Source organism: Paenarthrobacter nitroguajacolicus (assembly GCF_029952445.1).
GTDB classification, from domain to species: domain Bacteria; phylum Actinomycetota; class Actinomycetes; order Actinomycetales; family Micrococcaceae; genus Arthrobacter; species Arthrobacter nitroguajacolicus_B.
In genome coordinates, this window is record NZ_JAQPPK010000020.1 from 16,266 (window position 1) to 30,973 (window position 14,708).

Annotated in this window: 14 protein-coding genes; 5 read left to right on the plus strand and 9 right to left on the minus strand. The window is 60.2% G+C overall.

Going from position 1 to position 14,708, the window contains the following annotated elements; all coding sequences use genetic code 11:
• Positions 1 to 24: 24 nt before the first annotated feature.
• From PJL15_RS15115 to PJL15_RS15155, 9 genes are all read right to left on the minus strand, one after another.
• Positions 25 to 771, minus strand: a complete 747-nt coding sequence (locus PJL15_RS15115; RefSeq protein ID WP_281451967.1) for a sulfite exporter TauE/SafE family protein — start codon at positions 769 to 771, stop codon at positions 25 to 27.
• A 521-nt stretch (positions 772 to 1,292) separates the two neighbouring features.
• Entirely contained in the window at positions 1,293 to 1,610 is a 318-nt protein-coding gene (locus PJL15_RS15120) for a 2Fe-2S iron-sulfur cluster-binding protein (RefSeq protein WP_281451968.1), read from the minus strand.
• A gap of 36 nt (positions 1,611 to 1,646) precedes the next feature.
• Entirely contained in the window at positions 1,647 to 2,870 is a 1,224-nt protein-coding gene (locus PJL15_RS15125; protein ID WP_281451969.1) for a cytochrome P450, read from the minus strand.
• Positions 2,867 to 3,427, minus strand: coding sequence for an HtaA domain-containing protein (locus tag PJL15_RS15130; protein ID WP_281451970.1), 561 nt, complete (start codon positions 3,425 to 3,427; stop codon positions 2,867 to 2,869). Before PJL15_RS15130 ends, PJL15_RS15125 begins: the two co-directional genes overlap by 4 nt.
• Before the next feature lie 137 nt (positions 3,428 to 3,564).
• Positions 3,565 to 4,806, minus strand: coding sequence for an NAD(P)/FAD-dependent oxidoreductase (locus PJL15_RS15135; protein ID WP_281451971.1), 1,242 nt, complete (start codon positions 4,804 to 4,806; stop codon positions 3,565 to 3,567).
• Entirely contained in the window at positions 4,803 to 5,642 is an 840-nt protein-coding gene (locus PJL15_RS15140; RefSeq protein ID WP_281451972.1) for an amidohydrolase family protein, read from the minus strand. The genes PJL15_RS15135 and PJL15_RS15140 overlap by 4 nt, the downstream gene beginning before the upstream one ends.
• A 4-nt stretch (positions 5,643 to 5,646) precedes the next feature.
• Positions 5,647 to 6,453: an isocitrate lyase/PEP mutase family protein gene (locus tag PJL15_RS15145; RefSeq protein ID WP_281451973.1), complete on the minus strand. Its 807-nt coding sequence runs from the start codon at positions 6,451 to 6,453 to the stop codon at positions 5,647 to 5,649.
• 73 nt (positions 6,454 to 6,526) lie between these two features.
• Positions 6,527 to 7,633, minus strand: coding sequence for a zinc-dependent alcohol dehydrogenase (locus PJL15_RS15150; protein WP_281451974.1), 1,107 nt, complete (start codon positions 7,631 to 7,633; stop codon positions 6,527 to 6,529).
• Between the two features lie 226 nt (positions 7,634 to 7,859).
• On the minus strand, positions 7,860 to 8,666 hold the full coding sequence (locus PJL15_RS15155) for an SDR family NAD(P)-dependent oxidoreductase (RefSeq protein WP_281451975.1): 807 nt from the start codon (positions 8,664 to 8,666) through the stop codon (positions 7,860 to 7,862).
• Between the two features lie 258 nt (positions 8,667 to 8,924).
• On the opposite strand from PJL15_RS15155, the gene PJL15_RS15160 reads away from it, so the two are divergent.
• From PJL15_RS15160 to PJL15_RS15180, 5 genes are all read left to right on the plus strand, one after another.
• Positions 8,925 to 9,941: an ABC transporter substrate-binding protein gene (locus PJL15_RS15160; RefSeq protein ID WP_281451976.1), complete on the plus strand. Its 1,017-nt coding sequence runs from the start codon at positions 8,925 to 8,927 to the stop codon at positions 9,939 to 9,941.
• Positions 9,942 to 10,053: 112 nt separating this feature from the next.
• Positions 10,054 to 10,890: an ABC transporter ATP-binding protein gene (locus tag PJL15_RS15165; protein ID WP_281451977.1), complete on the plus strand. Its 837-nt coding sequence runs from the start codon at positions 10,054 to 10,056 to the stop codon at positions 10,888 to 10,890.
• Positions 10,887 to 11,726 (plus strand): ABC transporter permease, encoded by an 840-nt coding sequence (locus PJL15_RS15170; protein WP_281451978.1) that lies wholly within the window; start codon positions 10,887 to 10,889, stop codon positions 11,724 to 11,726. The genes PJL15_RS15165 and PJL15_RS15170 overlap by 4 nt, the downstream gene beginning before the upstream one ends.
• 252 nt (positions 11,727 to 11,978) lie before the next feature.
• Positions 11,979 to 12,866 carry an isocitrate lyase/PEP mutase family protein gene (locus PJL15_RS15175; RefSeq protein ID WP_281451979.1) on the plus strand — a complete coding sequence of 296 codons (888 nt, stop codon included), beginning with the start codon at positions 11,979 to 11,981 and terminating at the stop codon, positions 12,864 to 12,866.
• The gene (locus PJL15_RS15180) at positions 12,863 to 14,359 is read left to right on the plus strand and encodes an FAD-dependent oxidoreductase (protein WP_281451980.1); all 1,497 of its coding nucleotides are present in this window, start codon (positions 12,863 to 12,865) and stop codon (positions 14,357 to 14,359) included. The genes PJL15_RS15175 and PJL15_RS15180 overlap by 4 nt, the downstream gene beginning before the upstream one ends.
• Positions 14,360 to 14,708: the final 349 nt, after the last annotated feature.

The following is a 14,708-nucleotide window of genomic DNA, read 5'->3' on the forward strand; positions in this document are numbered from 1 at the left end:
CCGGCCGAATGGACGAAACCACTGTCAGATCTCCCAGAGCAGCAATGCGCGGACGCCGGTGTACAGGGCGCCGGCGATTGCAAATCCGTATTGCAGCCGCATGGCCGTCCGTGCCGAGGTACGGCGTGCCCCAAAAGTGCCAATAGCGACGCCGAGAGCAATTGCGATAATCATCGCAGCCGCCGTGGACGGTGGGATATGAGGAAACCAGGATCCCCCTGTGAAGAAGTTGGCGGTCAGGAACACAGGCGCGGACGCGACAAATATCGGCTGCACAGAGGCGGAGAAGCTCGGCGGTCGCCAGTCGGTGAGCCGGGAGTAGACTGCCAGCGGCGGCGATCCCATGGCGGAAGATGTCGTAAAGAAGCCCCACAACACTCCTGCGGTCAGCCGCACCATCCGCGTATCCGTCGTGCGGCCGATGGGGAACATGTTGGCGGCGAACAGAGAGACGATTAGGAGTGCACTGATCGATAACTCAAGCGCCCGCTGGGGCGTGTTGGCGAGTACCCAAGCCCCAGGTACAGCCCCCAGAATCCCCCCGACAAGAATTAGGAGAGCGCGGGTCCACTGTACGTGAGCGCGGAGAGACCACAAGACGACGAGACCATTTAGACCGCCGATAACGATGATCGCTGCAACGGCGTCGCGAGGCCCAAAGACCACAACATAGACCGGGGCAGCGATCAGAGCGAAACCGAGTCCCGTCATGCGGGCAGCTACCGACCCCAGAAGCGATGCGGCAGCTGGCAGCAATAATTCCCAGGGCACAGGACTCCTTAGACAGTGTGGCAGCGGCGCCTGCGGTCGTCGACTGACGGGCGGGCGTTATTGGTCCTTGATACGCATGTGAGCGCAGGAACTACACCGTTACGGCGATTTCCTTCGGGTAACACCTGGACGCCGACGACACTGTCCCGGCGTCACGTCTGCAGGCAGCGTATGCTCTGTGATGGGCTGGTGGCTGGTGGCTGAATACCCCATCGCTGAAAATCGTGGAGGTTCCAGGCGAAACGAGCTGCGGCACGGTCCGGCTCCGTTACCGCCTCCGTTCGAATGTGCGTGTGACGCTCACCGGAGGATGGCCGCCTGCCTACGGCCGAGAACTTGAGAAAGAGGGGGTGTGGCCATAACGTGAAGCGCATCCACTCGCCTGCGGGCGACCCGTTTCAATCCCGCTGCTTGCTCCAAGGTCTGTGCTGTTTCGTCAACGGCGTATCAAACCGGCAAACTATCGGTGGCGGTTTGCCGGACCCAAATCTCCAGTCCTTATAACGCTGAGCAGTCTTCTCTCATTCGGCATTGACGACCGTGAGTTCGACCCCATCAATTTCCGGCCGCATCCTGACCTGACAGCTGAGTCGGCTGTCCTCAGTGGCGTCCTCGTCCGCTTCGAGTAGGTCCCGTTCGTCGTCAGAGGCGCCACGGATCTTTTCCTTCCAAGGGGAAGGCAGGTAAACGTGGCAGGTGGCGCAGGACATCTCGCCGCCGCATTCGCCTTCGATCCCGGGCACCCCTTCACGAACGGCAGCGCGCATGATGCTCTCGCCATCTGCGACTTCGATCTCTTGAACCCCTCCGTCTGCGAGGTGCATTTTGGCATTACTCATGTTCATATCCTTTGAAGATTGGTGATATCGGGTGACTTAATGGCGAGAGGTGAAAGTGACCGGCATCCGGGCCAGCAGGTTTGCGCCTGGAGAGTCGTTCCCCCAGACCGGTTCCTCGGCGAATTCCACGTCGAAGCGGTCAAAGATTTTCTTGAAAGCGGTGGCCATTTCCAGTCGGGCAAGGTGGCGGCCGAGACAGTTGTGAACGCCTGCGCCGAAGGTAATCCCGCTCTCGCCGCGGGTAATATCGAACGCAGTGGGGTTCTCGAATCGACGCTCGTCGAAGTTCGCCGACTTTGTGAACCCCACCATCCAATCGCCTGATCGAATCTCCTTGCCTCCGAAATCCATGTCCCGGTTGGCGATCCGAAGCCGCGTCGGCGAATTCGACGCGTGGCGGAGCACTTCGTCCGTCGCACTGTTCATGAGTTCAGGGTTCTCGCGCAGGAGCGCCAGCTGATCCGGGTTCGTCATGAAGAGCCATAGTCCATATGACAGCGCGTTGCGTGTGTTGCCGAGCGCACCCTCGAACAGGATGAAGATCGTCGCCGTCGCCTCATGCAGACTCATCGGGTCCCCGTCGATTTTCGTCTGGACGAGGACAGAAAGGAAGTCGTCCTTCGGCTTCTCCATACGCTCTTGCGCCAAATCCTGCGCATAGTTCCAAAGCGGGCTGTGATCGCTCCCACTGTAGGCAGCTTCTGTTGTCGGCGCGAAACCTCGGCCGCTGGTGTGGACGCCTTCTTGGACACGAGCCCAATCCTCATGGGGAACCCCATACCAGTTCAGGACAACCTGTGTTGCCACCGAAAGTGCCAGGCCATTGACTATCTCATCTTGCCCACGATTGGCGAGATCATCCACGATACCGTCCACCGTGGTCTCGGCTAGCTGGCGGAGTTTGCCTATTGCCGGCTTGCTGAAGTGCCGGTTGAGCGGCCGCCGGTACACGTCATGTGTAGGGTTGTCGAGGAACGGCATTAGCACGTCGAACCCTTGGGAGAAGCGCTCCTCGGGAGTGAGTCGCTTAGGCGACTTCGGAAGGTGGGTGTCCCATCGGTTACTGTAGTCCCGGTCGTTTAGCAGCAGCTCTTCGACATCATCGAATCGCGTGATCGCCCAAAAACTCTTCCCGTAGAGTGGATCGTCCACCCAACGAACCGGGTCATCATTCCGGAGTCTACGGAATCCTTCAAGGTAGTCGTCGTTGCGGTACCACTGGGGATCCAGCAGCTTGTCGTCGAGGTCGTCGACAGTCATGGTTTCTCCTTCGTTTTCCAAGTCAAGGATCGCTGTCCCGGTTCGGGCGCGATCGCACGAGCGGGGTGTGGGTGTGGCTCCAGCGCGAGCACGAGGCGGAGCGGGTCGAGCAGAGTTCCGCGAGTATAGACCCCGCCCAGGAATGCCGCACCCCGGCTCGTCAAAGCTGGATGTTCAATAAGGATTTCAATTACGCCGTTCACCTGTATGCGACGGACCGATCCTTCGTGTTCGGCGAATGTGCCAGAGCTGATCCCAGCGATTGAAATCGCCGCACCCATCGAGCCGATCTCCACGGAGATCGATCCGACGGCGACATCCATCAGGGACCCGTGCGCCCGAAAGCGAACCGACCCCTCAAAGACGCCGCAGAGCTCGTCTACCGCAGCTCGGTTTATGATTTCGTGGGCGGGAAACCGTCTTTCCGAAGCCGGGGCGACCCATTCGATCGTTCCGTCCTCCGTGCCGAGGACGTACTCTCGCAGGGAACGCTTGATGCCCCATTCCACATAGGAGGATGAAACGTCCCAGACTGACTGTTGAGCCTGGTTATTCATTGACGCCTCCTTCCTCGTCCAGCCGACTCTCCAAGGCTCCCGCGTCGAAGTGTCGGCTTGCTACGTGCTTCATGAATAGAGTCTCAAGGTACGCTTGCGCCTTTCGGAGCCAAAGGTGCGAATACATCTGGAACCGATTAGCTCGTCGGAATCAGTTCCTTCAAGGAGAGATCCTTGTCGAGCAGCCGCTCGCGGTCGACGGCTGCCTTGGCCGTCACAAGCGCCTTGCCCTGTGCAAAGTCCCGCACGTTGTTCACTGTGTCCACGGCGATCACTACGCCCTGGCAGAGGTAGACGACGGAGAATTTCCCAGAGCCCGGTTCGCCCCGAACTACGAGGTCGTCGTAGCCATTGAAAAGGCCCGCCGTCTGCAGTTTTACATCGAATTGGTGGGACCAGAACCAGGGCACCGATTCCTCCCGCGGTGGACGTCCCATGATCGCATCGGCTACTCTCTTGCCTGATTCGACTGCGCTGGGTACCGATTCGAGGCGGACCCTGGTTCCTCGCGAGAAGTCGCTCACGCGGTTTGCGCAATCGCCTACAGCGAAGATCCCGTCCAAAGAGGTACGGCCCTGCGCGTCCACCTCGACGCCGTTGGAAACGGTCGCCCCGGCGTCCACCAAAGGCTGAACATTGGGCACGAGCCCGATGCCGACCAGAACGGCATCGGCGGAAATCACCTCGCCGCCGGCGAGGCGAACACCCGAAACCTTGCCGTCCTGCTGCTCGATTGCCTCCACGACTGCATCGAGCCGCACATCGGCGCCGTGCGAGCGATGCAGTTGAGCGAAGTAATCCGAAACCGGAGGCGACGTCACCCGTGCCAGCAATCGATCCATTGCTTCGAGAATCGTGAGTCGGGCACCGCTGTCCCGAAGCACCGAGGCAGCTTCTAGCCCGATAAAGCCGCCGCCGATCACAACAACGTCCCGCAATTGTCCGAGCCTGCTCTTGAGAAGATCCGCATCTTCGAGCACTCGAACGCTGAGAACTCCCTCGATGCCCTCGGTGAATGGCAGCCGACGCGCGTGCCCCCCGGCGGCCCAGACCAGGGTCCCGAACTCATACACGACGCCAGATGCTGCGGTGGCGGTCCTAGCTGCCGGATCGATCGATTCGATCGCCTGATTGAGCACCACCGTAATATGGTGCTGCTCCCAGTACTCCGGGGCGCGGAATTGCAGATCCGCAGCGTCCCGCTCGCCCCGCATGTAGGCCTTAGTCAGCGGAGGGCGCTCATAGGGTAGTTGCTGTCCGGCATCGAGGATCGTGATCGATCCTTCAAATCCTTCGGCCCGGAGGGAGAGTGCCGTCTGGGCTCCCGCCTGTCCTCCGCCGACTATCAGAACGTCTGCGCGTGTTTCGGCGGAACTCATGCGGACTCCCAGTCGAACCATGCCCGAATTGCCTTACCCATAATGAGCTCCTGATCTCCCGGCGCGAGGTGCGCAATGCCATCGAGGAACCGCTGCACGGTTTCCCCGTAATTTTCCGATGGATATCGGGTGTAGTCCGAACCCCAGAAGATCCGTTCTGGGCCGAACCACTTCATGAGTCGATCGACCACCTGCCGCACGACCTCCGCCGAGTACGTAGTGGGGAATGAGACCGGGAGGGCGGAGGCCTTGACGGCGATGTTCGGCAATCCGGCTAGCGATTCGAGCTGGTTAATGCGGTCTAGCGTGTCGAAGCCCGTCGCCGGGACGGAAGTCCCGAGGTGGTCGAAGCTAAGCTTCAGGTTGGGGTGCTTCCGCAAGATGGGGCCGAATTCCGCAAGGTCCCCGACCACAGGAAACAGGGAGACGGGGATTCCACGCTCTTCCGCAAACGCCCACACCCAATCCACTACGCCATCCTCGACCCAGCGGGCGGCTTCACCGTTGAACGTCATGCGGATGCCACGCAAATAGGGGCTCAGCAGATCTTGCTCGATAGTTGGGGCAATGTCTGGTCCGGTGAGAGGCCACCGACCATGAGCCATGAAGCGATGCGGGTGACGCTCCGCCGCGTCAACCACTAAGTCGATGCGATCGCCCTCGAACGAGGGTGGCACGACGAAGGCCGCAGATATCCCTGCCGCATCCATCTGGGTCAGTAGCGCTTCAGCGGTGTACTCGGCAGGGCCATGGGGAGCATGGCCCGTGGCGATGTTCCAGGGACGCTCGGATGTCTCCGCACCCCACAGATGCACTTGTGCATCGACGATTTCCATTCCTTCAGCCCTCCATGAGAGGCCGGTTCAGGCCCAGCATCTCGTCAAACCAAACCGGGTCGGGGCGATTCTCGAACAACGTGGTCCACCGGCCATCGAGCGCCTGCTGGTACGCCTCCTGGAGCGGCGGCACGACGTTACGGTATTCACCCGTGACTTGCACGGCCACCGGCTGAATCTCCTGCATGTCTTCCCAACGAGTGACGTACTTCATTGCGCCATTGACCGGCGGAGAGGCCGCGAGCACCATGAGTCGGCCGGGGAAACGCACTGCGGCTTCTTGCAGTGACTCCTTCGAGGGGGCGAACACCGGAACTACCCAGTCAGCGCCGGCCTCATCGTAGGCAGCGAGGCGTTGGAGGCTCTCCTCGAAGTCCATATGCAGCAGGTAGTCGGTACGGGCGAGAATCTGGAATTGGTCCCCAAAATGACGACGGATGAACGCGATGCGGTCCACCATCACCTGGGGATCGCACAATCGCTGCTCAAGGCCGACAGTTTTGGTCGCGCCGGCTTCGTCCTGGTCCTCGATCATGATCGCGTTGCAGCCGGCGGACGAAAGCTCGTCGAGCAGGCGTCCGAATTTGGGCAGACCGCCGAACCCTGCTTCGGCGTCCACCATTATTGGCAGCTCGGTGGCAGTGGTGATCTGGCGCACGATTCGCGCGAAGTCCTCAGTGTCGAGGAGCCCACGATCTGGATATCCATGCACGTTGTTGACGGCCGCCCCCGACAGGAAGAGGTGGGTCGCGCCGGCCGAGCGTGCTGTTGCGGCAGACAGTACGTCCCACACCGCTGGCAGGATCGTCATGGGCCCGAGTCCATCTGAGAATCGGGGAATTTTGACAGGCATCAGGGATCTCCTTGTCGTGTCTCAGGTGTGGTTACTGTGCCAGCACGCTTACATGGATGGGCGTGACGCCGGTCTTGACCTCTCCGCCCAGTACTCTGATGGCCTCTTCAGCATCATCGAAGTTAAAGGTGTGGGTGTGCCAGCTTGAAAAGTCGAATCTCCCGCTCAGGATCGCCCCGATCGCCAGCTGGTATCCACGGGAACTAACGCCGAGAGCACCGACCACCTCGATGGACTTCAGCACAATGTCATCGGAAACGAAGTCAGGAACCACCCGCGCGCCTTTCAAGCCGCCGAGGACGACCCGGCCACCGACCTTCACAGCTTTGATTGCGTCGATGACAGGGCGGGTCGCAGCAGGAACGACATCCAACACCACGTCGAAACTCTTCTGGCCGACCTGGTCAATCAAACTTGCAGCATTCGCCGGATCAGTGACGATGGTGTCAGTGGCGCCGAGCGCCCTTGCGATGTCCAGCTTGTCGCGGTCTGTCTCCAAACCTGAGATAGCGATGCGGTTGGCCCCCGCCATCTTGGCGGCAATAACGCAAGCGAGGCCACGTTGCCCAGCGCCTATGATCAGCACATCGTCACCGATCCCGATACGCCCTTTCAGCACGCCCCATTCGAAGCCCGCTGAGAGCGGATTGAACATCAAGGCATCCTCCGTGGAGAGGTCCTCGGGGAGCTTGTGCAGCACGGTATTGCCCTCAAGAATCATCTGCGTGGCGAGTCCACCCCAGAGGCCGTGCCCAACATCCAGACTCACATACCCGTATTGCGTCTTTCTCGGGCATAGCACCTGTCGGCCCGACATGCAGTAGACACACACTCCGCATCCTGCGTGCGGTTCGACGGCGACGCGGTCACCCGCGGAGACCTGCCAACGCTCTGCTGCCTCAGGCGTGATTTCTCGGATACGCACGACCGGTTCGTGACCAATGACCAGGGGATACTTCATGATTCCCGTGTCATCGAAATGGCCCACATACTGCTCGAAGTCGCTGCCGCAGATTCCGTTGGCCTCGACATCGACGATCGCAGCCCCAGCGGGGAGTTTCGAGGGGAGTTCTAACTCTTCCACCGCGAGGTTACGGGCGCCGCGCTGCACCCAAGCCTTTGTCATACCGTTAGCCACGTTGCTCCTTCGAATGTCGATTGTACATCCAAGCCTACTTCTTGCTTGTCTGACATTACAGTAAATGTACCAAAATAAACAGGTTGACGGTAGGGGTTTCCGAGCCCTAGGCGAACAGGCGGCAATCCCAACACATGCATCCGCCCATCCGAGGGCGCGCGCGGTCGTTCCAGGCATCGCCCAAGCTCAGGAATCGCAGGCGCTCGTGGCTGTGCCGTGCGGGTCCTTACACAATCCGGGCCGGTGGTTTGTATCCCGCGGACATAGCGTGTGTGCCCCCGTCCACCACGGCGATCAGGCCGCTGGTGTAGCTGGCCTCGTCCGAGTTCAGGAACAATGCCATCGCAGTTTGTTCGCGAACTTCCCCGGAACGCCCGAGGGGGCACCGCGAGGCGCGTTCCGCGTAAGCTTCGGGATTTTCGTCGCGAAACACCTCTGTCATGGGTGTAAGTGTGAATCCGGGAGCGATGGCGTTGACCCTGATGCCATAGCGGCCCCAATCCGTAGCAAGTGCGCGGGTAAGACCGGTGAGACCGTGTTTGGACGCCACGTACGCAACGCCGTGCGTAATTCCCGCGGTGCCCGCCCCCGAGCCCGTATTGAGAATGGCCCCGCCTTCACCTTGTGCAATCATTGCCTTGCCCACCGCTGAGGCCACAAACCAAGCGCCGTTGAGGTTGACGTTAATCAACTCCAGCCACTCTTCGTCGGTGGTATCCTCGGCCGGCTTGAATAACCCCTTGCCCGCGTTATTGAAGAGTGCGTCGATTCTCCCGGAAGCGCGCATCGCCTCATCGACGAGGCTCCGCGCGGTTGCCGGGTCTGAAACGTCTCCCGTAACCACGTGCAGATTTGATTCAGTCCGGTCGAGGAACGCGTCGGATCGGCGTCCGTTCGCGATCACGATCGCCCCTTCGTCCAAAAGGCGCTCGGTGATATCCAGGCCGATGCCGGTCGTTGCCCCGGTGACGATCACCGTTTTTCCCTCATAGCCGTAGGGGCGGTTCTCGGGTGTCTTCCTTGTCGCAACCATGTTGCCCTCTCTGAAGTAGCAGACAGTCCCGCCGATAGCTGACGGTCTGCCTTGCGAGGGGCCCCGGCCGCTTCCGAGACCCCGTGAACATTCTCATCATGTCAGACATAGGTGAAGGATGGCCGCTTAATCTTCCTACAGACTAAATTTCAGCAAAAGGACTATTTACCCGTTGTCTTACAAAGAGTACTCTCGACCCAGGACGCTTCTCGTCCAACCCAGGCTCAACGGCCTATCGCGCTCAATGAGGAGACATACATGAGAAGCCACACTCGACGTGACGCATTAAGAATTGGGGCACTCGCTGCATCGGCCGGCCTCCTGCTCAGCGGCTGTGCTAGCGGCCCCGCCGGCAGCGAGTCCGCGTCCAAGACGGTCAAAATCGCGCAGCTCAATCCTTTCCAGGCAGCCGACTACCTACCCCAGATCGCCCAAGAGAAGGGCTTCTTTCAGGAAGAGGGAATCACTGCCGAGTTCGTGGCTTCGCCACAGAACCCGATTACCCCTCTCCTCGCTGGCGACGTTGACGTCGCCATTACCGGCGTCAACGGCATGGCCGCGATCGAGCAGAACCAGGAAGTACGCTTCATCGCCGGGTTCCCCCAGCGCATGGCCATGTCTCTGGTGGTTCCGACCAGCAGCCCCGTCGCCCATCTTGCCGGCAAGTGGCCGGAGGCGCTTGAGGCGTTGAAAGGCAAGAACATCGGTGTAACGGTTCCAGGCGCGCTCGTGGACAACTTGGCGCACGCAATGCTGATCAATGCCGGGATCAGCGATAAGGATATTAAAGTGACCCCCGCCGGCGACGGCTCTTCGCTGGTCGCCGGACTCAGCCAGGGTACGTTCGACTCCGGCCTCGTGCCGAGCCCGCTCTTCGAGCCGCTCGTGGAAAAGGGCATTGTGGTGCAGGTGATCAATCTATACGACGGTCAGGTGCCGGGCCTCAACCTCCCCATTGCAACGCCAATCGTTTCAGCAAAGTGGGCGGACAAAAACCCCAATCTCGTGGCCGGTTACCAGCGCGCAGTCGCCAAGGCTAACCAGTGGGCGCTCGACCCAGCTCACAACGACGAACTCACCCAGATCGTTGCGAAGAAGCTCGGGGTCGCCCCGGAGACCATAACGGGACCCATCAAGACTTTCCGCGCGGCGCTCGGCAACAGTGTCGAGTTCACCCAGCAGCAGTTTGAGACCGCTGTGAAGATGTTGAAGGATAACGGCGTGCTGACTCGAGATCTCGCATACGGGGACTACGTGCTGCCCTTTAAGGGCTGATACCGCCGACGCGGCCGCGCGGACATCCTGTGTCCGGGCGGCCGCACGCATCGTCGACACAGTGTCCGCTGCTGTCGCGCTTCCCCTCACGAACCGACCAAAAGGAGATGTCTTGACCAACATCAGTTCGACGACCGACCCTCGCATCCGCATCGAGTCGGTCACCCACTTTTTCGAAGACCCCGATGGCAACCACACTGAGGCGAGTAAGGCCGTCAACGATGTGTCCTTGTCGATAGCCCCCGGGGAGTTCGTGAGCATCATCGGGCCGAGTGGGTGCGGCAAGACCACACTGCTCAACCTGCTCGCTGGCTTCATCGAGCCCACCGAAGGTGGTCTCTTCATCGACGACACTAAGGTTTCCGGTGTTCAGTCCGACCGCGTGGCCTTCATGTTCGCGCGCGATAACCTGCTTCCTTGGCGGACAACTCTTGCGAATGTCATGTTTCCTCTCGAAGTAGGACGCACTGGGAGCCGTCTCAATTCCTCCGCTCGAAAAGATCGTGCGGAGAGCCTGCTTAGCCGCGTCGGCCTGGGCGGAGCCGAGCATAAATATCCGTCCGAGCTATCGCACGGAATGCGCCAGCGCGTTTCCCTCGCACGCACTCTCGCGGGCAACCGAGGCATCATCCTCATGGACGAGCCGTTTGGGGCCCTGGACGCCCAAACACGTGTGCAGGTCCAAGGCGAATTTGCCAAGATATGGGAGCAGGACCGCCCAACCGTCCTGATGGTGACACACGACCTCACCGAGGCGATCGCACTGTCAGACCGCATCGTCGTCATGACGCATCGCCCGGCCGCCATTAAGGCCATTTACGAAGTTGGCATCCCTCGGCCCCGCGACGTACTCGATCTACCCTCCCTCCCGGCGTTCCACGAGCTTTACGCAAAACTCTGGGCGGATCTGCGCAATGAACTTGAACCCGAGAAGGAACTTTCCACATGAGCACCACCGAGATCATCGCCACCGTCTCTCCGAACATCGGCGTAAACCGTGCGGCCCAGCGCAGGCGACGTCGGCGAATCCTGGTAACTGCGACCCAGGTCGGTGTCGTCGTCCTGGCCTTGGCAGCGTGGCAGGTGGGCGCCGACGCCGGTCTCATCAACACCTTTTTCTTCTCCTCACCCGTGCAGATTTGGGACAAGCTCGTCCGCTGGGCCGTGGATGGAACGCTGCTTTCGAACACTCTCGTGAGCCTCTACGAGGCTTTCCTCGGATTCCTTATCTCGGTACTACTGGCCATCCCGATCGGTATGTTCCTTGCACGTTCCACATTTTGGGACGCCGTTAGTCGCCCGTTCATAGACATGGCGAACGCCACCCCACGCTTCGCCCTTGCGCCGCTGTTTGTGATCATGTTCGGGCTGGGGTCCATGATGAAGATCGCCCTGGTCTTCACTGTCGTCTTCTTTATCGTGCTCATTAACACCATCGCAGGAGTCAAAGCCGTCGAAGAGGACTTCGTAAGGCTGGGGCGCATCAGCGGGGCAACCCGGGGGGCCCTTTTCATCAAAGTCATCATCCCGGCAGCGGGCGGTTACATCCTCGCAGGCCTACGACTCGCTGTCCCCTACGCTCTTGCCGGGGCTGTTGTTGGCGAGATGCTCTCAGGGTCATCCGGCCTCGGCTACCTTGTGGCGAATCAGTCTGGACTACTGATTCTCTCGGGCGTATATGCCGCAGTTCTGGTTCTGGCGCTGCTTGGCTGGGCCCTGAACTCCATGGTGAACTTCGCCGTGTCAAAGACACCGTGGGCACATTCATTGAAGAGTTCACGGTGAGCAAGTTCACGAAGGGTCAAACTCTCTCGCTAGCCCATAGCATCGCGGGTACCGCATAGGGACGTGCTCGCAATCAGCATGGGGCTTCAATGAAGGAACCGCCTTTGTCAGCTGACCGGGAGAGACCTTCGTCCTTCTCATGGGCCAAGTGCCGCGTCGGGAACTCGGGTAGTGAATAGGCATGCGTCTCGGTGACCCTCGGCACAGCGATCGGCTCACTCCGACTTCCAACCCAATCAAGGAATACCGAATATGACGAATTCATTTCACGGCTACGGAGCGGCACAGCGTGCTGCGCTGCGACAAGCACTAAAGAAAGGCAACGTTGCGGCGCTGGGATGCGTCGACGCTCTGGGTGCACGAATTGCGGAAGACGCCGGGGCCCAGGCTGCATACATCAGTGGCGTGTCCCTCGCTGCGGCATGCGGTGTGCCTGACGTGGGGTTGCTCACCCAGACTGAAGTGGCCCAAATTGCTTCGCGTGTGGCTCGTGCCGTTGAGATCCCTGTACTCGTCGATTGCGACACCGGATACGGGGGGATAGCGAACATCAAGCGAACTGTAGAGCTTTTCGAGGAGGGCGGGGTTGCAGGCATCCAAATCGAAGACCAGACGTTTCCAAAGCGCAGCGGTGAACGGGAGGGCCGAACGCTTATCAGCATCGAAGAAATGCAGGCGATGATCCGGGCTGCAAAGGCAGCTCAGAAAGACCCCAACTTCGTCATTATCGGACGCACCGACGCGATCGGTACCACCAGTTTTGAGGACGCACTCAAAAGAGCAAAGGCCTACGAGGAGGCGGGGGCTGATGTTGTCTTTCCCGCGCTTCCACAAACACTTGACGAGCTCAAAGCCTTTGGGCGTGAAATCAAACACCTCATGGTGACTTCCTCTGAGAGTCGCATGACACCGATCATGACCGTGAGGGAGTATGAGGCCATCGGAGTGGGTCTTACGGTATACCCGATGTCGCTCACGTTTGCCGCCGGAAGCGCAATGACGCGGATCGCAAAGGAAATCCTGGAAACTGGCACGAACGGTCCTTTCCTCGAACGAAGCGATTGGTCGTTCGAAGTGCTTGAGCACCATGCACGAATTCAGCCTTGGCTCGACTTCGAAGACGCAGCGCGCGGGCAATGAAACCTACGATCGAAACCGACGTGCTCGTACTCGGCGCAGGTGCAGCCGGGTCTGCCGCCGCGTTGACCGCACGGGAGGCTGGGTGCGACGTCGTACTCCTTGAAGTATCTGAAGCAACACGGCACACACCGAACTTCCGAATGGCAGGGGCATGGGTGATGTCCTGCCCCGACATCCCGGCCGGCCTGGAGTATCTTCGCGCATGCTCAGGTGGACTGGTCGACGAGGACATGCTGCAGAGCTGGGCTGTGGAATCGCGCGCATTGTTTGAATGGCTGGAACGCTACGGCATTGAGATGCGGTTAAGCGAAGGCATACGTGGTCCCGAGCATCCGGAGTTTCCCGGCGCCGAAACTCTAGCGCTGCGTCGGGCCTGGACTTCCCTGCCCTCCCCGATCCAGGGACAGCCGGGCTGGTTCGCTCCTGAGCAGGCATGTTTGGGTGGGGAGGCGCTCTACCGCGGAATCATCACCGCCGTCCTAAACAGTGGAGCGCAGCTCTTCTGGGACTCTCACGCAACGTCGCTCATCATCGACGAGGGTGCGGTGAGGGGAGCCCATACCTCGATTCAGGGTCACGAGTACGAGATCCATGCAAGAGGCGGAACCGTTATCGCCACTGGCGGTTTTGGCGGATCTTCCGAGCTAGTACGGCAGTTCATAGAGGTGCCGAGCACTGAGTTCTACGGCAATCCATTCAACGACGGCTCCGGGATGCGTCTCGGCATGTCAGCCGGGGCAGATCTCGTTCGCATGAACCGCCTCATAGGCCGCGGCGTAGGAGCCTTCGACGACGCTGAGAGTGGACTCCGGCTTGGTTTCATCCTTGACCTCAACGGTGGCGGGTACTTGATCGTCGACGGCAACGGCGACCGCTACATGAACGAGAGCAGACAAGCCAACCTAGCCCACGACGTACTATACGACATGATCGACTTCGACTCGACCAGCGGATCATACCCACGATCACCGTCTTACTATCTCTTCGACAGCGCACGACTCAATGCAGGCCCGCTCACGTATCCAGATCGCGGAGTCTCCACGGTTGGACTGTACTCATGGAGTCACGACAACCTCAAGGAGATCGCCTCCGGATGGATCGGGGTCGGTGATACCCCCTCCGAGGCCGCAGCGGCAGTGGGCGCGAACGCCGGACGCTTCGACGAGGCAGTAACAGGCTACAACCGTGCCTGTGATGCTGGCGCCGACAGATTCGGGCGGCCCGGGGAAACTCTCGTTCCCCTCCGCGCACCATTTTACTGTGTGCCTCTATTCGTGGGAGGCCCGCACACCACGGGGGGCCTCCGCCGTAACGGCCAAAGCCAGGTGCTGGCAGCCCTCGACGGTGCGCCTATCACAGGACTCTACTCGGCGGGCGAACTCGGACAAGCAATTGGCCTGCTATATCCCATCCAGGGCTGCTCACTGTCCGAGGCTTTCTGCTCCGGCATCGTAGCCGGTCGAAACGCTGCAAGGGAAGCCGGTTATCTGTAAAGCCTCCTTGTTTGCTGACCGCTCCCGAAGGGAGCATTCTCTTTGGGCATTGAGTGGTCTGTCCTCACCAGCCTCCTCCCCAAGCTGGAGGAAGAGGTAGACGTCTCCGGCCCGTCAGGGGAAGCACCGTCCGTCGAGTGGAAACTACGTAGGAGGGGGCTCCACAACTGGGTTCGCGCCGCCATCCCTGAGAGATACAGAGCGATTCCGGCTGGACAGTTTCCTCCCACGGCGGAGCGAGGCCATCTGGGATAGAGGAGAACCGGCTCAGACCGCTGTGCAGAGATTTCATATTTCGGCCGTTCAGCTCCCTTAGTTCTCAGGAAGCGTGAGTCGTTGCTTCGTATCC